The sequence below is a fragment of the Pseudomonas sp. GV071 genome (genome assembly GCF_003050835.1).
GTDB lineage: Bacteria > Pseudomonadota > Gammaproteobacteria > Pseudomonadales > Pseudomonadaceae > Aquipseudomonas.
In genome coordinates, this window is sequence record NZ_QAOJ01000008.1 from 239811 (window position 1) to 259937 (window position 20127).

The 20127-nt window shown below is 62.0% G+C and carries 19 protein-coding genes; 11 read left to right on the forward strand and 8 right to left on the reverse strand.

Features of this window, described 5'->3' with window-relative positions:
- Window positions 1-20 precede the first annotated feature (20 nt).
- Complete coding sequence (locus C8K61_RS17260) at window positions 21-701, forward strand: alpha/beta family hydrolase (RefSeq protein WP_108097326.1); 681 nt, start codon at window positions 21-23, stop codon at window positions 699-701.
- Window positions 702-873: 172 nt separating this feature from the next.
- Here the strand turns inward: C8K61_RS17260 and C8K61_RS17265 are convergent, their stop codons facing one another.
- Together C8K61_RS17265 and acnA are read right to left on the reverse strand one after the other, a co-directional pair.
- Window positions 874-2439 (reverse strand): PAS domain-containing methyl-accepting chemotaxis protein, encoded by a 1566-nt coding sequence (locus C8K61_RS17265; protein ID WP_108097325.1) that lies wholly within the window; start codon window positions 2437-2439, stop codon window positions 874-876.
- A 191-nt stretch (window positions 2440-2630) separates the two neighbouring features.
- The gene (acnA, locus tag C8K61_RS17270) at window positions 2631-5372 is read right to left on the reverse strand and encodes an aconitate hydratase AcnA (protein ID WP_108097324.1); all 2742 of its coding nucleotides are present in this window, start codon (window positions 5370-5372) and stop codon (window positions 2631-2633) included.
- A 205-nt stretch (window positions 5373-5577) separates the two neighbouring features.
- On the opposite strand from acnA, the gene rlmM reads away from it, so the two are divergent.
- Window positions 5578-6633, forward strand: coding sequence for a 23S rRNA (cytidine(2498)-2'-O)-methyltransferase RlmM (rlmM, locus tag C8K61_RS17275; protein ID WP_108097323.1), 1056 nt, complete (start codon window positions 5578-5580; stop codon window positions 6631-6633).
- A gap of 63 nt (window positions 6634-6696) precedes the next feature.
- Complete coding sequence (gene tusA, locus C8K61_RS17280) at window positions 6697-6948, forward strand: sulfurtransferase TusA (protein ID WP_108097322.1); 252 nt, start codon at window positions 6697-6699, stop codon at window positions 6946-6948.
- Window positions 6949-7039: 91 nt separating this feature from the next.
- Here tusA and C8K61_RS17285 read toward each other — a convergent pair whose 3' ends face one another.
- The gene (locus C8K61_RS17285; protein ID WP_256589476.1) at window positions 7040-8389 is read right to left on the reverse strand and encodes an MATE family efflux transporter; all 1350 of its coding nucleotides are present in this window, start codon (window positions 8387-8389) and stop codon (window positions 7040-7042) included.
- A 285-nt stretch (window positions 8390-8674) separates the two neighbouring features.
- On the opposite strand from C8K61_RS17285, the gene pdxB reads away from it, so the two are divergent.
- A complete protein-coding gene (gene pdxB, locus C8K61_RS17290; protein WP_108097320.1) occupies window positions 8675-9805 on the forward strand; it encodes a 4-phosphoerythronate dehydrogenase PdxB in 1131 nt (376 codons plus the stop codon).
- Between the two features lie 122 nt (window positions 9806-9927).
- Here pdxB and C8K61_RS17295 read toward each other — a convergent pair whose 3' ends face one another.
- Window positions 9928-10107, reverse strand: coding sequence for a PA1571 family protein (locus C8K61_RS17295; protein ID WP_108097319.1), 180 nt, complete (start codon window positions 10105-10107; stop codon window positions 9928-9930).
- A 152-nt stretch (window positions 10108-10259) separates the two neighbouring features.
- On the opposite strand from C8K61_RS17295, the gene C8K61_RS17300 reads away from it, so the two are divergent.
- Together C8K61_RS17300 and C8K61_RS17310 are read left to right on the forward strand one after the other, a co-directional pair.
- On the forward strand, window positions 10260-11378 hold the full coding sequence (locus tag C8K61_RS17300) for an ATP-NAD kinase family protein (protein WP_108097318.1): 1119 nt from the start codon (window positions 10260-10262) through the stop codon (window positions 11376-11378).
- A gap of 278 nt (window positions 11379-11656) precedes the next feature.
- Window positions 11657-13450 carry an ABC transporter transmembrane domain-containing protein gene (locus tag C8K61_RS17310; RefSeq protein ID WP_178086467.1) on the forward strand — a complete coding sequence of 598 codons (1794 nt, stop codon included), beginning with the start codon at window positions 11657-11659 and terminating at the stop codon, window positions 13448-13450.
- Here C8K61_RS17310 and rhtA read toward each other — a convergent pair.
- From rhtA to C8K61_RS17325, 3 genes are all read right to left on the reverse strand, one after another.
- Entirely contained in the window at window positions 13434-14333 is a 900-nt protein-coding gene (gene rhtA, locus C8K61_RS17315) for a threonine/homoserine exporter RhtA (RefSeq protein WP_108097317.1), read from the reverse strand. The genes C8K61_RS17310 and rhtA overlap by 17 nt on opposite strands.
- A gap of 175 nt (window positions 14334-14508) precedes the next feature.
- Window positions 14509-14790 carry a pyrimidine/purine nucleoside phosphorylase gene (locus C8K61_RS17320; protein ID WP_108097316.1) on the reverse strand — a complete coding sequence of 94 codons (282 nt, stop codon included), beginning with the start codon at window positions 14788-14790 and terminating at the stop codon, window positions 14509-14511.
- 93 nt (window positions 14791-14883) lie between these two features.
- Window positions 14884-15429, reverse strand: coding sequence for an exonuclease domain-containing protein (locus C8K61_RS17325; protein ID WP_108097315.1), 546 nt, complete (start codon window positions 15427-15429; stop codon window positions 14884-14886).
- A 179-nt stretch (window positions 15430-15608) separates the two neighbouring features.
- On the opposite strand from C8K61_RS17325, the gene C8K61_RS17330 reads away from it, so the two are divergent.
- From C8K61_RS17330 to C8K61_RS17340, 3 genes are all read left to right on the forward strand, one after another.
- The gene (locus C8K61_RS17330; RefSeq protein WP_108097314.1) at window positions 15609-16472 is read left to right on the forward strand and encodes an NAD(P)-dependent oxidoreductase; all 864 of its coding nucleotides are present in this window, start codon (window positions 15609-15611) and stop codon (window positions 16470-16472) included.
- A 112-nt stretch (window positions 16473-16584) separates the two neighbouring features.
- The gene (locus C8K61_RS17335; protein ID WP_108097313.1) at window positions 16585-16860 is read left to right on the forward strand and encodes a YkgJ family cysteine cluster protein; all 276 of its coding nucleotides are present in this window, start codon (window positions 16585-16587) and stop codon (window positions 16858-16860) included.
- A gap of 51 nt (window positions 16861-16911) precedes the next feature.
- Window positions 16912-17520: an START domain-containing protein gene (locus tag C8K61_RS17340; protein WP_108097312.1), complete on the forward strand. Its 609-nt coding sequence runs from the start codon at window positions 16912-16914 to the stop codon at window positions 17518-17520.
- A 220-nt stretch (window positions 17521-17740) separates the two neighbouring features.
- Here C8K61_RS17340 and gltA read toward each other — a convergent pair whose 3' ends face one another.
- A complete protein-coding gene (gltA, locus tag C8K61_RS17345) occupies window positions 17741-19030 on the reverse strand; it encodes a citrate synthase (protein ID WP_108097311.1) in 1290 nt (429 codons plus the stop codon).
- A gap of 348 nt (window positions 19031-19378) precedes the next feature.
- On the opposite strand from gltA, the gene sdhC reads away from it, so the two are divergent.
- Together sdhC and sdhD are read left to right on the forward strand one after the other, a co-directional pair.
- Window positions 19379-19765, forward strand: a complete 387-nt coding sequence (gene sdhC / locus C8K61_RS17350) for a succinate dehydrogenase, cytochrome b556 subunit (RefSeq protein ID WP_178086468.1) — start codon at window positions 19379-19381, stop codon at window positions 19763-19765.
- Window positions 19759-20127, forward strand: a complete 369-nt coding sequence (gene sdhD / locus C8K61_RS17355) for a succinate dehydrogenase, hydrophobic membrane anchor protein (protein ID WP_108097309.1) — start codon at window positions 19759-19761, stop codon at window positions 20125-20127. The genes sdhC and sdhD overlap by 7 nt, the downstream gene beginning before the upstream one ends.

The following is a 20127-nucleotide window of genomic DNA, read 5'->3' on the forward strand; positions in this document are numbered from 1 at the left end:
TTATTGAAGGCGAGGCAAGCATGGCGAAACCGACCAGCGGCGATATTGATCTGTATCAAGCACCATCAGGCGCCTCGGAAGCAGGGGAGTGGCTGTGGAACCGTCCCGAGGGCGAAGCGCGCGCGACGTTGATCCTCGCCCACGGAGCTGGCGCGCCGATGGACAGCCCGTTCATGAACGCAATGGCCGAGCTGTTGGCCGCGCAGGGCCTGGCTGTGGTGCGTTTCGAGTTTCCTTATATGGCGCAGCGCCGCCTCGATGGCGGCCGCCGGCCGCCCAATCCGCAGGCGCGTTTGCTGGAGGAATGGCGCGCGGTTTATGCCGCGGTGCGCCAACAGGTCGCAGGGGCGCTGGCCATCGGCGGCAAGTCCATGGGCGGGCGGATGGCCAGTTTGTTGGCCGATGAATTGGGCGTGGATGCGTTGGTGTGTCTGGGCTATCCGTTCTACGCCGCGGGCAAGCCAGAGAAACCGCGGGTGGCGCATTTGGCCGAACTGCGCACACCGACCTTTATCGTGCAGGGCGAGCGGGATGCCTTGGGCAATAAAGAGACGGTGGTGCAGTACGCGTTGTCGAAGCAGATCCAAGTGCTGTGGCTGGCGGCGGCTGACCATGACCTCAAGCCGCTGAAGTCATCGGGGTTTAGCCATGAACAGCATCTGCAGAGTGCTGCTGAACACATCGTCCGCTTTTTAGGTTGAGCCGATGTTCCCTGTAGGAACTGCTTCAGCCGCGATTGGGCCGCGCCTGGGAATAGGGGTGGCAGCAAAAGCATCGTGACTGAAGCCGCTCCTACGAGTGATCTGCTTGCTAAAGGCATAAAAAAAACGCCACGGGCCGCTGCGGCCGGTGGCGTTTTTTATGGGCTGATTGTCAGCGGTTAAACCGTTCCACCAACGCCGACTGCCGCTGCGCGGTGATGGTCAGCTCCTTGCTCAACTGCGCGGTGTTCTGCGCTTCGCCAGAGGTCTGATCGGCCAACTGGGCAATGGTGGTGATGTTCTGGTTGATCTCATCCGCCACCGCGCTTTGCTCTTCCGCCGCCGCCGCGATCTGGTCGGCCATGTCGGCGATGTTGGCCACCGCTTCGCTGATACCCACCAACGCCTGGTCCGCCTTGAGCACGCGCTCAACGCCTTCGTCTGCCTGTTTGCGGCCGATCTCCATGGTCAGCACGGCCTCTTCGGCGGTGCGTTGCAGCTTGGCGATCAACTGATGGATTTGCCCGGTGGACTCAGCGGTGCGCTGCGCCAGTGAGCGCACTTCATCGGCGACCACGGCAAAACCACGGCCCATCTCGCCGGCACGTGCGGCTTCGATGGCGGCGTTGAGGGCCAGCAGGTTGGTCTGGTCGGCGATGCCTTTGATCACATCGACCACGCCGCCGATTTCGTTGCTGTCCTGGGCCAGGCGGGTCACGGTTTCGCCAGTTTCACCCACCGATACCGACAAGCGCTGAATGGCTTCGCGGGTTTCGCCGGCAATGCTGCGGCCTTCACCGGTAAGACGGTTGGCTTCCTGGGTGGCGATGGCGGTACGTGCCACGTTGCTGGCCACTTCCAGGGTGGTGGCGGCCATTTCGTTGACGGCGGTGGCGACCTGTTCGGTTTCCACCCGCTGACGTTCCAGGCCCTTGGAGCTGTTCTGCGCCAGGGTGTCGGCCTGCTGGGCCTGCTCGGTCAGGTGTTCGGCGCTGTCTTGCAGCCGGGTCAGGCAGGTTTTCAGGCGCGCTTCCTGGCTGAGCATGGCCATTTCCAGGCGTGCCTGTGGGCCGCGGCTGTCGGTGTACATGGTGGCGATCAGCGGGTCGGAGTTGCTTTGTTCGGCGAGGCGCAACAGGCGGCGGATACCGCGTTGCTGCCAGTTCAGGCCGAGCAGGCCGAGGGGTACTGAAAGCACTGCCGCAAGCAGAAAACCCCAGTGGAAATCGAGCCAGGCACCCAGCACAAAACCGATCTGGCTGATCAGAATGAAGGGAACCCAGTTCTGCAGAATCGGCAGCCAGAAATTGCTCGACGGAATCGCTGCTTTGCCCGCATTGATCCTTTGGTACAGCGCTTCAGCGCGACGAACCTGTTCCGCGGTGGGTTTTACCCGCACCGACTCAAAGCCGATCACTTGGCTGTTTTCCAGCACCGGCGTGACGTAAGCGTTGACCCAGTAGTGGTCGCCGTTGACACAGCGGTTCTTGACGATGCCCATCCACGGTCGGCCCGATTTCAACGTCGTCCACATATGCGCAAACACCGCCGGCGGCACGTCGGGGTGGCGAACCATATTGTGTGGAGAACCGATCAACTGCTCGCGGGTGAAGCCGCTGATTTCTACGAACGCATCGTTGGCGTAGGTGATCTCGCCTTTGAGGTCAGTGGTGGAGATCAGGCGTTGCTGAGCAGGAAAGGTACGTTCACGTTGGGTGACGGGCTGATTGTTGCGCATGGGGCTTTATCCGTAATGTCCGTGCCGTTCTGATCGGCCGCTGCCGAGCAAAGTTGAGGAGAAATTTCCGACGTCAAATTTCCCGCGCAGTGTAACCAGATTTGAACTGGCGCACAGTTTTCAACACCATAGTCGCAAAAGGCCGGCGGCGCGGGGTTCTGCCCGAGGCCGCCAGCCAGAGCCTTCGCGGCTTACCCAGCGATCAATTGTCGCAGCACGTAGTGGAGAATCCCGCCGGCGCGGAAGTACTCCACTTCATTCAGCGTATCGATGCGGCACAGCACCTCGAACTGCTCCTGCTTGCCGTCTTCACGGGTAAGGGTCAAGGGCAGGTGCATCAGCGGTTTCAGCTCGACATTGTCGAGGCCGCCGATGCTCAGGGTTTCCTTGCCGGAAAGGCCGAGGGTCTTGCGGTCCTGGCCGTTTTTGAACTGCAGCGGCAGTACGCCCATGCCCACCAGGTTGGAGCGGTGGATGCGCTCGAAGCTTTCCGCCAGCACCGCTTTGACGCCCAGCAGGTTGGTGCCTTTGGCCGCCCAGTCGCGGGACGAGCCGGTGCCGTATTCCTTGCCGGCCACCACCACCAGCGGTGTGCCTTCCTGCTGGTAGCGCATCGACGCATCGTAGATCGCCAGCTTCTCGCCGCTGGGCACGTGCAGGGTGTTGCCACCTTCTTCGCCGCCGAGCATTTCATTGCGGATGCGGATGTTGGCGAAGGTGCCGCGCATCATTACTTCATGGTTGCCGCGGCGTGAGCCGTAGGAGTTGAAGTCCTGCGCCTGCACGCCTTTTTCCTGAAGATAACGGCCGGCCGGGCTGCTGGCTTTGATGTTGCCGGCCGGGGAGATGTGGTCGGTGGTCACCGAATCGCCGAGCAGGGCAAGGATGCGGGCGTCGGCAATGTTGCCGATTTTCGGCGGCGCCTCGTTGATGCGCTCGAAAAACGGCGGGTGCTGGATGTAGGTGGAATCGGCCTGCCAGGCATAGGTATCGGCATCCGGCACCTCAATGGCCTGCCACTTCTCATCGCCGGCAAACACCTCGGCGTACTCTTTATGGAACATTTGGGTGTCGACTTTCTGCACCGCCTCGGCGATTTCTGCCTGGCTGGGCCAGATGTCGCGCAGGTACACCGGCTTGCCGTCTTTACCGGTGCCCAAGGCGTCCTCACTGAGGTTCATGCGCACACTGCCGGCCAGGGCGTAGGCGACCACCAGGGGGGGCGAGGCCAGCCAGTTGGTTTTTACCAGCGGGTGCACGCGGCCTTCAAAGTTGCGGTTGCCGGAGAGCACCGAGGCAACGGTGAGGTCCGATTGCTGAATGGCTTTTTCAATCGGTTCCGGCAGTGGTCCGGAGTTGCCGATGCAGGTGGTGCAGCCGTATCCCACCAGGTCAAAACCGAGGGCGTCGAGGTACTGGGTCAGGCCGGCGGCGTTGTAGTAGTCGGTCACCACCTTCGAGCCGGGGGCCAGCGAGCTTTTCACCCAGGGTTTGCGCTGCAGGCCTTTTTCCACCGCCTTTTTCGCCAGCAAGCCGGCGGCCATCATCACGCTGGGGTTCGAGGTGTTGGTGCACGAGGTGATGGCGGCGATCACCACGGCGCCGTGTTTGAGTCGGTGTTTTTCACCGTTGAATTCATAGTCCGCCTCGCCCGCGCTGGCGCCGTCGTTGATCGCCGTGCCGCCACCGCCTTCGCTGAGCAAACGGCCTTCTTCGGTGCTGGCCGGCTTCATTTGCAAGCCGAGGAAATCATCGAAGGCCTGGCTCACGGCAGGCAGGGCGACGCGGTCTTGCGGGCGTTTCGGCCCGGCCAGGCTGGCTTCTACGGTGCCCATGTCCAGCGCCAGGGCGTCGGTGAACAGCGGCTCATGGCCCGGCTCTCGCCACAGGCCCTGGGCTTTGCTGTAGGCCTCGACCAACGCCACCGTGGCATCCGGCCGGCCGGACAGGCGCAGATAACCGAGGGTGATGTCGTCCACCGGGAAGAAGCCGCAGGTGGCGCCATATTCCGGGGCCATGTTGGCGATGGTGGCGCGGTCGGCCAGGGGCAGGGTGGCCAGACCGTCGCCATAAAACTCGACGAATTTTCCCACCACGCCTTTCTTGCGCAGCATCTGGGTAACGGTGAGCACCAGGTCGGTGGCGGTGATGCCTTCCTTCAGCTTGCCGCTGAGCTTGAAGCCGATCACTTCCGGAATCAGCATGGATACCGGCTGACCCAACATGGCTGCCTCCGCTTCGATGCCGCCCACGCCCCAGCCCAGTACGCCGAGGCCGTTGATCATGGTGGTGTGCGAGTCGGTGCCGACCAGGGTGTCGGGGAAGGCGAAGGTCTGGCCATCTTCCTCTTTGGTCCACACCGTGCGGCCGAGGTATTCCAGGTTGACCTGGTGGCAGATGCCGGTGCCCGGTGGCACAACGCTGAAGTTGTCGAAGGCATTCTGACCCCAGCGCAGGAACGCATAACGCTCGCCGTTGCGCTGCATCTCGATCTCGACGTTCTGCTCGAAGGCGCTGGTGCTGGCGAACTTGTCGACCATCACCGAGTGGTCGATCACCAGGTCCACCGGTGACAGCGGGTTGATCTTCTGTGGGTCGCCGCCGGCCTTGGCCATGGCAGCGCGCATGGCGGCCAGGTCGACCACCGCCGGTACGCCGGTGAAGTCCTGCATCAGCACGCGGGCCGGGCGGTACTGGATTTCACGTTCGGAGCTGCGGGTTTTCAGCCAGTCCGCCAGGGCCTGGATGTCGTGGCCAGTGACAGTTTTGTCGTCTTCCCAGCGCAGCAGGTTTTCCAGCAGCACTTTCAGCGACATCGGCAGCTTGTCGAGGCTGCCGAGCTTTTTCGCGGCCTCCGGCAAGCTGAAGTAGGTATAGGTTTTAGCGCCGACGGTGAGGGTTTGGCGGCTGTTGAGGCTATTGCGGGATGGCATGCTCATCTCCTTATGGGGCTACACGGTAAAGCCCGGGGTGCGCAGTTGGGCTGCGTCGAAGGGTGCATAGGTAGAAACTGCAGGACAGATCTAGCCTAGCTGGCGCGGCAGGTTTCGCCTTGAAGGCTTGCGCCTTTCAACTGACTGCCCTTGAGCGCTCGGGGTTCCAACTCGGCTATCATGCGCGCCCTGAGGAGAACACCTGATGACCACTTTGTTGCTGCACTGCCGCCCCGGTTTCGAAAGCGAGGTGTGCTCGGAAATAAGCGACCACGCCGCGCGCCTGGAGGTGGCGGGGTACGCCAAGGCCAAGCCCAATACCGCCTACGCCGAATTTATCTGCACCGACGCCGACGGCCCCGAGCGCCTGATGCGTGGCCAGCGCTTCGCTCAGCTGATTTTCCCGCGCCAATGGGCCCGTGGGCAGTTCATCGACCTGCCGGAAACCGACCGCATCAGCGTGCTGCTCACCCACCTGCAGGACCTGCCCGTGTGCGGCAGCCTGTGGCTGGAAGTGCTGGACACCAACGACGGCAAAGAGCTGTCGAACTTCTGCAAAAAATTCGAAGCGCCGCTGCGCAATGCCCTGAAGAAAGCCGGGCGCCTGGTCGAAGACGAGCGTAAACCGCGCCTGCTGCTGACCTTCAAGAGCGGCCGCGAAGTGTTCCTCGGCCTGGCCGAAACCAACAACTCGGCGTTCTGGCCCGGCGGTATTCCGCGCCTCAAGTTCCCGCGCGAAGCCCCCAGCCGCTCCACCCTCAAGTTGGAAGAAGCCTGGCACCAGTTCATTCCCCGTGAAGAGTGGGACGAGCGCCTGAACGGCGACATGACCGGCGTCGACCTTGGCGCTTCGCCCGGCGGCTGGACCTACCAACTGGTGCGTCGTGGCATGCTGGTGACCGCCATCGATAACGGTCCGATGGCCGAAAGTCTGATGGACACCGGCCTGGTGCAGCATTTGATGGTCGACGGTTTTACCTGGACGCCCAAACAGCCGGTGGACTGGATGGTCTGCGACATCGTCGAGAAACCCGCGCGCAACGCTGCCTTGCTGGAAACCTGGATCGGCGAGGGCCATTGCCGCGAGGCGGTGGTCAATCTGAAGCTGCCGATGAAACAGCGCTACGCCGAAGTGAAGCGTCTGCTCGAACGCATTGAAGAGGGCTTCAAAGCCCGTGGGGTAAGGGCCAGCATCAGCTGCAAACAGCTCTACCACGATCGGGAAGAAGTGACCTGCCACCTGCGCCGGCTGAGCAAGTAGGCGAACAGGGTTTGACCGAGGCGGCCATTTGACGAAAATGGCCGTCAGTTTCTGGAGTGACTCATGTCTGAATTCGATCCCGCCGCGCCGCTGGACGGCACCCTCGACGCCACCGGCCTGTTCTGCCCGGAGCCGGTAATGATGCTGCACAACAAAGTGCGCGACCTGCCGGCTGGCGGCCTGCTCAAAGTCATCGCCACCGACCCCTCAACCCGCCGCGACATCCCCAAGTTCTGCGTATTCCTCGGCCATGAGCTGGTGCAGCAACAGGAAGAGGCCGGCACTTACCTGTATTGGATTCGCAAAAAGACGTAGGTTGGGTTGAGCCAAAGGCGAAGCCCAACATGGAGTCTGTCAGGGATCCGCGTGCAGACCGCAAGTTGGGCTGCGCTGCGCTCAACCCAACCTACTTGGCCGCGTGAATCTTGATCCGTTTCTTCGCACTGCGCGCCAGCCGAATACTCAGCATCACAGCAGCACACGTCAGCCCCACGATCAGCCCCTGCCACAAGCCTTTCGGTCCGCTCGGTTCGCCGAACCAGTGCGACAGCCCCAGCGCATAGCCCACCGGCAACCCAATGCCCCAGTAAGCGAACAGGGTCATGACCATGGTCACGCGGGTGTCTTGATAGCCGCGCAGCGCGCCGGCCGCCGTGACCTGCACGGCATCGGAAAACTGGTACAGCGCAGCAAATACGATCAGCGCCGAGGCCACGCCAATCACCGCCGAGTCGCGGCTGTAGATGCTGGCGATCTCGGTGCGCAGTTGATACATCAGCACCGCGGCAACGCAGGCAAACGCCAGCGCCGTCAGGATTCCCACTCCGGCCACAAAGCGCGCCTGGCGTGGGTCGCCAGCGCCGAGGGAGTGGCCGACCCGCACGGTCACGGCCATGGCCAGGGCGTACGGAATCATGAATGTCAGCGAGCTGAAGTTCAGCGCCACCTGGTGGCCGGCGACCACGTCGGCACCGAGGCTGCCGATCAGCAGGGCGATCACGGCGAAAATGCTCGATTCGGCAAACACCGCGATACCAATCGGCAAGCCGACGCTCAGCAGCCGTTGAATCGGCTCCCAGCGCGGCCATTCGAAGTGGCTGAACAGCCCGGCGTTTTTGTACACCGGTGCCCAACGCACCCAGGCCAGCATGGCGAAGAACATGCACCACATCGCCACCGCCGTGGCCCAGCCGCAACCGGCGCCGCCCAAGGCGGGTAGGCCGAAGTGGCCATAGATGAAGATGTAGTTCAGCGGAATGTTCAGCAGCAGGCCGAGCACGCCGATCATCATGCTCGGGCGAGTGCGGCCGAGGCCATCGCTGAAGCAGCGCAGCACGTAATACAGCGCCACCGAGGGAATGCCGCAGCCGATGCCGTACAGGTAGACCATGCTCGGGCCGACCAGCTCGGGGTCGACGCCCATCACCACCAGAATCGGCTTGGCATTCCACAGCATGATGCCAGCGGCGATGCCTACCACCAGGGCCAGCCACAGGGCCTGGCGTACCAGGGGGCCGATTTCGCTCACCTGGCCGGCGCCAAAACGCTGGGCGACTTTCGGTGTGGTGGCCAGCAGGATGCCGGTCATCAGCAAATAGACCGGCACCCAAATGGAGTTGCCCAGGGCCACGGCGGCCAGGTCACGGGGGCCGACGCGGCCGGCCATCACGGCGTCGACAAAGCCCATCGCCGAGTGCGACAGCTGGGCAATCATGATGGGCAGGGCCAGAACCAGCAGGGCGCGCAGTTCGCGCATGGAACGAGAAAAGCGGGATTCGCGGGCGATCACAAGGCAGTCCATTTTTGTAAGTGCGCACTGTATCGGCAGTGGTGGCCGGGCACTCGCTTCTGTCCGAGTGGCTTTTGTGGGTAAAAAGCACTTAAAGCGCGGGCTGCGCCAGGACAGAGCTTGCAAAGGAATCGCGAGTTTACGCGTTGACGCACCAGTCAGGAAAGAGCCCAGCAAGGAGCCAGGGAAAATCCGCCGTCGCCCCGCGCCGGCATCCGTCCTAGAATGTCCGCCAGACTTTTGGAGCCTGTCATGCGCATTCTTGCCGACGAAAATATTCCGCTGCTGGACGAGTTTTTTGCCGAGTTCGGCGAGATCGAACGTATGCCCGGTCGCGCCTTCGACCGTGCCGCCGTGGCCCGCGCCGATGTGCTGCTGGTGCGCTCGGTGACCCAGGCCAACCGCGCGTTGCTGGAAGGCAGCAAGGTGCGTTTTGTCGGCACCTGCACCATCGGCACCGACCACCTGGACCTCGACTATTTCGCCGAACACGGTATCGGCTGGGCCAGCGCGCCGGGCTGCAACGCCCGTGGCGTGGTCGACTATGTGCTGGGCAGCTTGCTGTGCCTGGCCGAGGTCAGTGGCGCCGATCTGGCCCGGCGCACCTATGGTGTGGTGGGGGCGGGGCAGGTTGGCGGTCGTCTGGTGGATGTGCTGCGCGGGCTGGGCTGGCAGGTGCTGGTCTGCGATCCGCCACGGCAGGCGGCGGAGGGGGGCGATTATGTGAGCCTGGAAGACATCATTCAGCGCTGCGATGTAATCAGCCTGCATACGCCGTTGATCAGCAGTACCCGCCATCTGTTGAATGCCGAACGTCTGGCCCAGCTGAAAACAGGCGCCTGGCTGATCAATGCCAGCCGTGGCCCGGTGGTGGACAACGCCGCGCTGCGCGAGCTGCTGCTGGAGCGTCACGACCTGGAAGCGGTGCTGGATGTCTGGGAAGGCGAGCCGCAGGTGGATGTCGACCTGGCCGAACTGTGCCTGCTGGCCACCCCGCATATCGCTGGCTACAGCCTGGACGGCAAGTTGCGCGGCACGGCGCAGATTTATCAGGCGTTCTGTGAGCACTTCAAGCTGCCGGCGCGGGTGCAACTGGACGATCTGCTGCCGCCGTACTGGCTGACCGAATTTGGCCTCGACGCCACCGCTTCGCTGCCAGTAGCGCTGGGTGCGCTATGCCGGGCGATCTACGACCCGCGCCGTGACGACGCCGATTTCCGCCGCAGTTTGCTGGGTACCTCCAGCGAGCGCAAAGCCGCGTTCGACGCCCTGCGCAAACACTACCCGGCTCGGCGCGAGATCGATGGTTTGCATGTGAAGTTGAGCGGCGAAGCGCCAGAGCTGGCGCAAGTGGTGCGGGCGTTGGGTGGGACGTTGGTGTAGGTTGGGCTGAACATCGTGAAGCCCAACAGGCCAGCCAGAGGCTGGCGCTTGTCGGTATTGGCATCGGTATCGGTCTCGCAGTTGGGCTTCGCTTCGCTCAACCCAACCTACGCCGCTCTCGCTCAGTCGTGTTCTGGCTCGCCGAGTGCGGCTTCTTCCAGTTGCTCGCAGGCCTGTTGAACCATGCCTTCGGTAATCGGAATCTCGCGGCCCTTGGCGTCGATGATAGCGCCGCCCACAGGGTGCTGGGGTGGCAACGGTACAACGCGGCGTTCAGCGGTATGCAGGGTGTGCAAGCTCATGGCCTGTCTCCTCATCAGGTGGTGCGCCAAGGGTAGTCGGCGCAAATGAAAGCCCAATGACAAACACGCCACCGCGTGCTGCCATCCCTTCAGTTGGGCATTAGTTTTGTGAATCGACGCGGGCCAACTAGTTCCCGCTTATTGAGGCTCGTATGTCGGTTTTTCATCTCGGTTTGATCATCAACCCACTCGCCGGCCTGGGTGGTCCTGCCGGCCTCAAGGGCAGTGACGGTGTGGCCGCCGAAGCCCTGGCCCGTGGCGCTCAGCCGCGAGCAGCCGAACGCACACGGGTGGCGCTGGAGCTGTTGCTGCCGCTGCGCGAGCGCCTGGAGTTTTTGACCTTTCCCGGCCCGATGGGCGGCGATCTGCTCGCTGAAATGGGCTTCAAGCACCGCCTGCTCGGCACCTTGAGCGCGGCCCAGACCAGCGCTGCCGACACCCGCAACGCCGTGCAAGCGCTGCAAGCCGAAGGCGTGGCGTTGCTGCTGTTTGCCGGCGGCGACGGCACCGCGCGGGATGTCTGCGCCGTGGCCCGGGAGGGGCAAGCGGTGCTCGGCATTCCGGCCGGGGTGAAGATTCAGTCGGGCGTCTACGCGGTCAGCCCGCGTGCCGCTGGCGAGCTGACCCGGCGCCTGATCGAAGGCGGCCTGGTGCGCCTGAGCAACGCCGAAGTACGCGACATCGACGAAACCGCTCTACGCGATGGTCGGGTGGCGGCGCGCTGGTACGGCGAATTGAGCGTGCCGCAGGAAGGCAGTTTTGTGCAGCAGGTGAAGCAGGGCGGGGTAGAGTCCGAAGAGCTGGTGCTCAGCGAAATCGCCGCCTGGCTGGAAGATACCTGGCAGCAGGATGTGCGTTATGTGTTGGGGCCAGGCTCAACGCTGCATGGCTTGGCGCATAACCTCGGCTTGCAGACCACCCTGCTCGGTGTCGATGTGATCGAAAACGGCCGGGTGTTGGCGCTGGATGTTACCGAGGCGCAGTTGTTTGAGCTGGTGAACGGCAAGCCGGCGGTGCTACTGGTCACGGCCATTGGCGGGCAGGGGCATATTCTCGGGCGAGGTAACCAGCAGGTGAGCCCGCGTGTGGTGCGGGCCATTGGGTTGGATAACCTGCGGGTGGTGGCGACCAAACGCAAGCTGGCGACCCTCGAAGGGAGGCCGCTGCTGGTCGACAGCGGCGATGCGGTGCTGGATGACAGCTTTGCCGATGTGGCGAAGGTGTGGGCGGGGTACAAGGAAGAGTTGTTGTACCCGCTGTCCTCGATTTAGCTCCCCTCTCCCGCGCGCGGGAGAGGGGCTGGGGGTGAGGGTGAGGGTGAGGGTGAGGGTGAGGGTGAGGGTGAGGGTGAGGGTGAGGGTGAGGGTGAGGGTGAGGGTGAGGGTGAGGGTGCGACGCTGAGGTTTGGCTTGAGCCTCCCCCTCTCCCCAACCCTCTCCCCAGGGAGAGGGGGCTGGATCGCGGAGTGTTCTATTTATGTGTTTGCCGCTTGTTGTCCGCGCTTGCCATCCCCATCTAACGCTAGCCCCCCTCAATCTTCGAGCCCCGCATGATCTCCATTCTGTCTTCCCGTCAGCGCAAGGCGCTGCGCATGACGCGCGAGTTTGTTGCGCCGTACCGCTGGCAGGTGATCGGTGCGTTGTTCGCGCTGATGTTCACCGCCGGCATCACGCTGTTTATGGGGCAGGGGGTGAAGCTGTTGGTGGACAAGGGTTTCGCCACCCAGTCGCCGCATATGCTCAACCAGTCCATCGCGCTGTTTATGGTGCTGGTGGTGGCCCTCGCAGTGGGCACCTTTACCCGCTTTTACCTGGTGTCGTGGATTGGCGAGCGCTTTGTCGCCGATATCCGCAAGAAGGTGTTCAACCACCTGATCACCCTGCATCCGGGCTTTTACGAGAGCAACCGCAGTTCGGAAATCCAGTCGCGGCTGACCGCCGACACCACCTTGCTGCAGTCGGTGATCGGCTCCTCGCTGTCGCTGTTTCTGCGCAACGTGCTGATGCTGGTGGGCGGTATCGTGCTGCTGTTTGTCACCAACCCCAAGCTGTCGCTGATCGTGATTGCCGCGCTGCCGCTGGTGATCGCGCCGATTCTGATTTTCGGCCGGCGGGTGCGCAGCCTTTCGCGCCTGAGCCAGGACCGCATTGCCGATGTCGGAAGTTATGTTGGCGAAAGCCTGGGGCAGATCAAGACCGTGCAGGCCTATAACCACCAGGAGCAGGACAAGCGCCGCTTCGGTGGCACGGTGGAAGATGCCTTTGAAACCGCGCGCAAGCGTATTTCCCAACGCGCCTGGCTGATCAGCGTGGTGATTCTGCTGGTGCTCGGTGCTGTTGGGGTGATGCTTTGGGTCGGTGGCATGGATGTGATCGCCGGGCGCATCAGCGGCGGTGAGCTGGCTGCATTTGTGTTCTACAGCCTGATCGTCGGCACTGCCTTTGGCACCCTCAGCGAAGTGCTCGGCGAGTTGCAGCGCGCTGCTGGCGCGGCCGAGCGGATTGCCGAATTGCTCCAGGCGCGCAGCGAAATCAAGGCGCCGAGCAGCGACCTGCTGGTGCTGCCCGAGCAGGTCAGCGGGCGTATCGAACTGGACGCGGTGCGTTTTGCCTATCCGACGCGACGCGACCGGTTTGCCGTGGATGGCATCAGCCTGCAGGTCGAGCCAGGGGAAACGTTGACTCTGGTTGGCCCATCCGGCGCGGGCAAGTCGACCTTGTTCGACTTGCTGCTGCGCTTTTTCGACCCGCAAGAAGGGCAGGTTCGCGTTGAAGGCTTGCCTATCGCCCAGCTCGACCCGGTCGATCTGCGTCGCTGCTTTGCCCTGGTGTCGCAGAACCCGGCGCTGTTCTTCGGCAGCGTGGAAGACAACATTCGCTACGGCCGCGCCTCAGCCAGCCAGGCCGAAGTGGAAGCGGCCGCCCGTGCCGCCCATGCCCACGAGTTCATCATGGCGATGCCGGACGGCTATAAAACCCATTTGGGCGATGGCGGTCTGGGCTTATCCGGTGGTCAGCGTCAGCGCTTGGCGATTGCCCGCGCGCTGTTGGTGGATGCGCCGATTCTGCTGCTGGACGAAGCCACCAGTGCCCTCGATGCCGAGAGCGAACACCTGATTCAACAGGCGTTGCCAACCTTGATGGCCGGGCGCACGACGCTAGTGATTGCGCACCGCCTGGCCACGGTGAAAAGTGCCGACCGCATTGCCGTGATCGACAAGGGCCAGTTGGTGGCGTTGGGCAGTCATTCTCAGCTGGTGGCCAGCAATCCGTTGTACCGGCGTCTGGCCGAACTGCAGTTCAACCATGCCGATGGCGAGGCTGAGGTCACTCAGCCAGCTTGATATCCCGCGGCTGGTTCTTCGCCGGCTGTGGTTTTACCGTCAGGGCCACGCCAATGGCGGCGACGATGATCGCGCCAATGGCGATCCATTGGCTGCTGCTGAGTTTTTCCTGCAGGAAGATCAGCCCCGACAGTGCGGCAATCGCCGGCTCCATGCTCATCAGGGTGCTGAAGGTGCGCGCGGGCAGGCGGGTGAGGGCGAACATTTCCAGGCTATAGGGCAGGGCGGTGGATAGAATCGCCACGCCAATCGCCACCGGCAGCAGGCTGAGGTGAAACATCGCGCTGCCCGCCGAATACACGCCGATGGGGAACACGATGATCGCGGCGACCACGGTGCCGAGTGCCACGGTGTGGTTGCCGTGTTCGCTGCCGGCGCGCTGGCCGAAGATGATGTACAGCGCCCAGCACACGCCAGCGCCCAGGGCCAGGGCGGCGCCCGTCGGGTCGAGCTGGGCGTTGGCCGGGTTCACCGGCAGCAGCAGACCCAGGCCGATCACCGCCAGGGCAATCCAGACGAAGTCGATAAAGCGTCGCGACGACAGCATCGCCAGCACCAGCGGCCCGGTGAACTCCAGGGCCACGGCAATGCCCAGCGGCACCGTCTTCAGCGACATATAGAACATCAGGTTCATCACCCCCAGCGACGCGCCGTAGCCGATCAGCGACTTCAGGCCAGCGCGGTTCAGTGGTGTGCGCCATGGGCGCATCACCAGGCACAGGATGATCGCGCCCAGACTCAGGCGCAGGGCGGAAACACCTTCGGCGCCAACGGCCGGGAAAATCCCTTTGGCCAGCGCTGCGCCGCCTTGAATCGAGCTCATGGCGATGATCAGCAGCAGAATGGGGATGGCGATGGAAACAGCAGGCTTGGACCCAGGCATGGGAGTGTCCAGTTGGAGCGTGGCAGTAAGCAAGAATGGCGTTGGGGCTAATCGCGGCTAAAGCCGCTCCTACGGGGTTCTGTAGGAGCGGCCGGGCGGCGAACCGCTTTAGCCGCGATGCTTTTAGCTCAAACGCAAATGGGCGGCTTGGCCGCTCCTGTTATCGATTTGAAGCTTAGCGGTACTCGCACAGATAGGCAGTGTCGACGGCCACTTTCAGCTGGAATTTGCTGTTGGCGGGCACGGTGAATTTGCTGCCGCTTTCGAAGGTTTCCCAAGCGTCGGTGCCCGGCAGTTTCACGGTCAGAGCGCCGGCAACGACGTGCATGACTTCCAGTTGGCTGGTGCCGAATTCGTATTCGCCAGCGGCCATCACGCCGATGGTGGCCGGACCTTCGGCCATGCCGAAGGCGATGGATTTGACGGTGCCGTCGAAGTACTCGTTGACCTTGAACATGGACTTTTCCTTTAAAGGGACGAAAAAAGGGTCGGCCAGTATGCCCAAGCGAGTCGTCATCGTCACCTACGCCAGCCGCGCTAATACGCTGCTTTACGACGCGGGAAGGACCAACGGCAACAGTCGGGCGGTATTGCGGGCGTCTTCCAGGGCGCGATGTTGCTGGCCTTGAAAACTCAGCCCGGCCAATTGCAAAGCGGTGTTCAGGCTCACCGGTTTCTGCAGTTGCCGGGCCTTGGCAAAACGCTGCTTGAGGTTCAGGTGCGGCACCCGGCTGAGCAGGCTGCTGAGCTGGTGCTGTTGCCAGTCCTGCTCCAACTGCTTACGGTCGTAATCGCCCCAACTGGCCCAGCCCACCAGGCGCGGCTGGTGCGTCGCCAGCCAGCGTTCGAACTGCGGCCACACGGCCGCCAGCGGGGCGGCTGCATCGACCTGGGCCTGGCTGATATGGGTCAGCTGTTTACAGAAACTGGTGAGGTGCGGGCGTCGCAGCGGGCGGACGAAACGCTGGAAGTGGTCGACTTCGCGACCCTCGGCGTTCACCAGGCTGGCACCGATCTCGATGATTTCCATGTCTGCAACCGGCCAGCCGCCTTCTTCTGTGGTGGCCTCCAAGTCGATCACCAACCAATATCCCATCGTTCTCTCCATCCGTTGGGCAAACAGTATGGAAGGCCTTTCGACGCCCCGCAAACCCCATGCCAGGGGGCTGCAAGGGTTCTGACCGGCGCAGTGGGGGATTTTCTCCCGGCCAAATCGTCAGGGCGCTCTACGCTTGTAGAAACCAAGCTTGCAGTAACCCAATGAGGAGATGAGCAATGGCGACTGTGGCATTTATCGGGCTCGGCACCATGGGCTTTCATATGGCCGGCCACCTGGCCTGCGAAGGGCATCAGGTGACGGTGTACAACCGCACGGCAGACAAGGCAGAGCTGTGGTGCGACGAATTCGCCGGCGAAAGCGCCGAGACGCCGCGTGAGGCGGTGGAGGGGGCTGAGCTGGTGATGACCTGCGTCGGCAATGATCAGCACCTGCGTGCGGTGTTGCTGGGCGAAAGTGGGGCGTTTGCTGGCATGGCGTCCGGAAGCGTGCTGGTCGACCACACCACGGCGTCCGCCGATATCGCCCGCGAGATGGCGACCCTCGCGGCCGAGCGCGAGCTGGGCTTTCTCGATGCGCCGGTGTCGGGCGGCCAGTCCGGTGCCGAGAGCGGCATGCTGACGGTGATGGTGGGCGGAGACCCGGCACTGTACGAGCGGGCGGCGCCGGTGATCGAAAGCTACGCCAAGCTGGTCAAGCTGATGGGCCCCGTGGGTAGCGGGCAGTTAACCAAGATGGTCAACCAGATCTGCGTCGGCGGGTTGCTCCAGGGGTTGGCTGAAGCGCTGCATTTCGCCCGTAAAGCGGGGCTCAATGTGCAGAGTGCGATGGAGATCATCAGCCAGGGCGCAGCGCAGTCCTGGCAGTTGGAGCACCGCTACCAGACCATGCTCGAGGGCAAATTCGATTTCGGCTTTGCCGTCGACTGGATGCGCAAAGATTTCGCGATTGTCTTCGACGAAGCACAGCGCAATGGCGCGGTACTGCCGGTTACCCAATTGGTCGATCAGTTCTATGCCGAGGTGCAGGGGCAGGGCGGCGGGCGTTGGGATACCTCCAGCCTGATTACCCGTCTGAAATAGCGTAAAGGTAGTGCTGTAGCGGCTTTGCGGCGGGTGGCGGCACAGGTAGAATCGCCGCCCGTTACCGTCGCCCTTGGGCTGAACGGGTCCCCGTCATGAGGTAGCTGTCGTCATGAATTGCCGCGCAGGATGCGGTGCCTGTTGCATCGCCCCCTCCATCAGTTCGCCGATTCCCGGTTTGCCCAACGGCAAGCCCGCTGGCGAACGTTGTTTGCATCTGTCGGTCGATAATTTGTGTGCGCTGTTCGGTTCACCCGAGCGCCCACCTGTGTGCTCGGCGTTTGCTGCCGACGCCGACGTCTGTGGTGACAGTCGCGACGAGGCGATTCGTCTGCTGGGTTGGCTGGAGCAGGCCACCGTCACAGGCGTGGGCGCCGCTATCCAATAAAAGTCCGAAGGCCCGCTGGGCACCTTGGGCATCATCAGTAAGGAGTTCGTGATGGGTTTGCTAAGTAAAGTGGCCGGTGTGTGCGCTGTAAGCCTGTTGGCAACCGCAGTGGCGCAAGCCGAAGACTGGAAAGTGGCGAAGGACGAAGATGGCATCAAGGTGTACCTCAGCGAGGTGCCAGGTTCGCAGTACAAAGCCTATCGTGGTGTCACCACCATCAAGAGCGATATCGCCACCCTGCGCAAATTGCAGGAAGACGTGAGTGGGTCGTGTAAGTGGATCTTCCAATGCAGCGAGCAGAAGCTGCTCAAAAGCGAAGGTGCCGAGAGCTGGACCTACACCCGTTTCAGCCCGCCATGGCCGGTAACCGCACGGGATTCGATCATTCACGTCACCACCACCGAAGAATCCGACGGCAGCGTGCTGCGCAAGCTCGAAGGCCTGCCTACCTATCAGCCGGAAGAGAAGGGCTATGTGCGCGTGACCAAGGTCGATGGCTTCTGGAAACTGACGCCAAAAGGCGCCGATGGCGTGGAAGTGACCTATCAGGTGACCACTGAACCGGGCGGTAGCGTGCCGTCGTGGTTGGCCAACAGCTTTGTGGTGGATGCGCCGTTTAATACGCTTAAGGGAATGAAAGAGAGAGCCGAGAAGAAGTAACGCGTTTTTGCTTTTAAAAAATTGCGGCCGTAACTCGGTTCAGGGTTTCGGGGCTAGAGCCAGGCAAGGCGAAAGTCGGCTTTAAAGCGCAGCGTACTTCGGTACGTGAGCATTTAAAGTCGGCTTTCAACGCAGCATGGCCAACGACCCGGAAACCGAAAAGGTAATTTGCAATAAAAAAGGCCACCCTGGGGTGGCCTTTTTCGTTACCGCATAACGCTTACTTGCGGTCTTTCAGCGCAGTGATATCGCGCTGCGGGTAGCCGGTGTACAGCTGGCGTGGACGGCCAATCTTGTACGGGCTGGACAGCATTTCTTTCCAGTGCGAAATCCAGCCGACGGTCCGCGCCAAAGCGAAGATCACGGTGAACATGCTGGTCGGAATGCCGATAGCCTTGAGGATGATGCCCGAGTAGAAGTCGACGTTCGGGTACAGGTTGCGTTCCTTGAAGTACGGATCGGTCAGGGCGATCTCTTCTAGGCGCATAGCCAGTTCCAGCTGCGGATCGTTCTTGATGCCGAGTTCTTTCAGCACTTCGTCGCAGGTCTGCTTCATTACGGTGGCGCGCGGGTCACGGTTTTTGTAAACGCGGTGACCGAAGCCCATCAACTTGAACGGATCGTTCTTGTCTTTGGCTTTGGCGATGAATTTGTCGATGTTCTCGACGCTGCCAATCTCGTCCAGCATGGTCAGCACGGCTTCGTTGGCGCCGCCGTGGGCAGGGCCCCAGAGCGCAGCGATACCGGCAGCGATACAGGCGAACGGGTTGGCACCCGAGGAGCCGGCCAGACGCACGGTAGAGGTGGAGGCATTCTGTTCGTGGTCGGCGTGGAGGATGAAGATCCGGTCCATTGCCTTGGCCAGTACCGGGCTGATCGGTTTGATCTCGCACGGGGTGTTGAACATCATGTGCAGGAAGTTTTCAGCGTAGGTCAGGTCGTTACGCGGGTACATCATGGGCTGGCCCATGGAGTACTTGTAAACCATCGCCGCCAGGGTTGGCATTTTTGCCACCAGGCGAATCGCCGAAATCTCGCGGTGTTGCGGGTTATTGATGTCCAGCGAGTCGTGGTAGAACGCCGAAAGGGCGCCGACTACGCCGCACATGACGGCCATCGGGTGGGCGTCGCGACGGAAGCCGTTGAAGAAGGTCTTCAGCTGCTCGTGAACCATGGTGTGGTTCTTTACGGTGCCGACGAACTTGGCTTTCTGTTCTGCGGTGGGCAGTTCGCCGTTAAGCAGCAGGTAGCAGGTTTCCAGGTAGTCGGACTGCTCGGCCAATTGCTCGATCGGGTAGCCGCGGTGCAGCAGGATGCCTTTGTCACCATCGATATAGGTGATCTTCGACTCGCACGAGGCGGTCGACATAAAGCCAGGATCAAAAGTGAAATGGCCCGTGGCGGTGAGGCCCCGTACGTCTACAACATCGGGACCAACGGTGCCGGATAAAACGGGCAGCTCGACGGGGGCTGCGCCCTCGATGATCAACTGCGCTTTTTTGTCAGCCATGTGTGGCCTCCTATTTATGCTTGAAATCACCAGACTGCCCCCCACGCAGGGCCCGCCACACTATAGAGAGATAAATCCCAAAGTCAATTTGCGAGAACCCATATGCCAGAAGGGTTGCAGAGGTATTTACCGTTGAATTTCGCGCTATTTACGCCTTTTATTCACAGAGCGCAATGAGCGGTTTGGGGTAGGCCTTTTCGTTGTCATTAGTGACCTAACTGTCTATACTCCCCCACCGACCGCCAGGGGCCTTAAAGCCTTTATTCTGGAGGTTGTCACTCCCGGGGCAGTGGGTCTGACCAGTGCACTTCCCGACAACTTTGCCCTGATTGTTAGGGGCCCTTCCGTGTGAAAAAAGCCGTGAATAGCCAAAGACCTGTAAACCTAGACTTAAGGACGATCAAACTCCCAGTCACTGCTTACACGTCCATCTTGCACCGGATTTCCGGTGTCATCCTCTTTGTGGGTTTGGCAGTGCTGTTGTATGCACTCGACAAGTCCCTCGAATCCGAGGATGGCTTCAAGCAGGTGGCCGCGTGCCTGGCCAGCCCTCTGGCCAAGTTTGTGATTTGGGGCCTGCTCTCCGCGCTGCTGTATCACTTGGTGGCCGGTGTGCGCCACTTGATTATGGACGCGGGTGTCGGTGAGACGCTGGAAGGCGGCAAGCTGGGCTCGCAAATCGTACTCGTCGTTTCGGCGGTAGTGATTGTGCTGGCGGGAGTATGGATATGGTAACTAACGTCACGAATTTCTCGCGCTCCGGGCTATATGACTGGATGGCCCAGCGCGTGTCTGCGGTTGTACTCGCGGCTTATTTCCTCTTCCTGATTGGATACCTCGTGGTTCACCCAGGCCTGGACTACACCGTCTGGCATGGTCTGTTCTCGCAAAACTGGATGCGCATTTTCAGCCTGCTGGCGTTGGTTGCTCTGGGCGTTCACGCCTGGGTGGGTATGTGGACGATCTCCACTGACTACCTGACCCCGATGGCGTTGGGCAAGTGGGCGACCAGTGTGCGTTTTCTGTTCCAGGCAGCGTGTGGCATTGCCATGTTCGCGTACTTCGTCTGGGGCGTGCAGATTCTTTGGGGTATCTGA

Coding starts and splice junctions, on each gene's coding strand:
- C8K61_RS17260 (WP_108097326.1), top strand. CDS start 21: ATGGCGAAACCGACCAGCGGCGATATTGATCTGTATCAAGCACCATCA.
- C8K61_RS17265 (WP_108097325.1), bottom strand. CDS start 2,439: ATGCGCAACAATCAGCCCGTCACCCAACGTGAACGTACCTTTCCTGCT.
- acnA (WP_108097324.1), bottom strand. CDS start 5,372: ATGCCATCCCGCAATAGCCTCAACAGCCGCCAAACCCTCACCGTCGGC.
- rlmM (WP_108097323.1), top strand. CDS start 5,578: ATGACCACTTTGTTGCTGCACTGCCGCCCCGGTTTCGAAAGCGAGGTG.
- tusA (WP_108097322.1), top strand. CDS start 6,697: ATGTCTGAATTCGATCCCGCCGCGCCGCTGGACGGCACCCTCGACGCC.
- C8K61_RS17285 (WP_256589476.1), bottom strand. CDS start 8,389: ATGCGCGAACTGCGCGCCCTGCTGGTTCTGGCCCTGCCCATCATGATT.
- pdxB (WP_108097320.1), top strand. CDS start 8,675: ATGCGCATTCTTGCCGACGAAAATATTCCGCTGCTGGACGAGTTTTTT.
- C8K61_RS17295 (WP_108097319.1), bottom strand. CDS start 10,107: ATGAGCTTGCACACCCTGCATACCGCTGAACGCCGCGTTGTACCGTTG.
- C8K61_RS17300 (WP_108097318.1), top strand. CDS start 10,260: ATGTCGGTTTTTCATCTCGGTTTGATCATCAACCCACTCGCCGGCCTG.
- C8K61_RS17310 (WP_178086467.1), top strand. CDS start 11,657: ATGATCTCCATTCTGTCTTCCCGTCAGCGCAAGGCGCTGCGCATGACG.
- rhtA (WP_108097317.1), bottom strand. CDS start 14,333: ATGCCTGGGTCCAAGCCTGCTGTTTCCATCGCCATCCCCATTCTGCTG.
- C8K61_RS17320 (WP_108097316.1), bottom strand. CDS start 14,790: ATGTTCAAGGTCAACGAGTACTTCGACGGCACCGTCAAATCCATCGCC.
- C8K61_RS17325 (WP_108097315.1), bottom strand. CDS start 15,429: ATGGGATATTGGTTGGTGATCGACTTGGAGGCCACCACAGAAGAAGGC.
- C8K61_RS17330 (WP_108097314.1), top strand. CDS start 15,609: ATGGCGACTGTGGCATTTATCGGGCTCGGCACCATGGGCTTTCATATG.
- C8K61_RS17335 (WP_108097313.1), top strand. CDS start 16,585: ATGAATTGCCGCGCAGGATGCGGTGCCTGTTGCATCGCCCCCTCCATC.
- C8K61_RS17340 (WP_108097312.1), top strand. CDS start 16,912: ATGGGTTTGCTAAGTAAAGTGGCCGGTGTGTGCGCTGTAAGCCTGTTG.
- gltA (WP_108097311.1), bottom strand. CDS start 19,030: ATGGCTGACAAAAAAGCGCAGTTGATCATCGAGGGCGCAGCCCCCGTC.
- sdhD (WP_108097309.1), top strand. CDS start 19,759: ATGGTAACTAACGTCACGAATTTCTCGCGCTCCGGGCTATATGACTGG.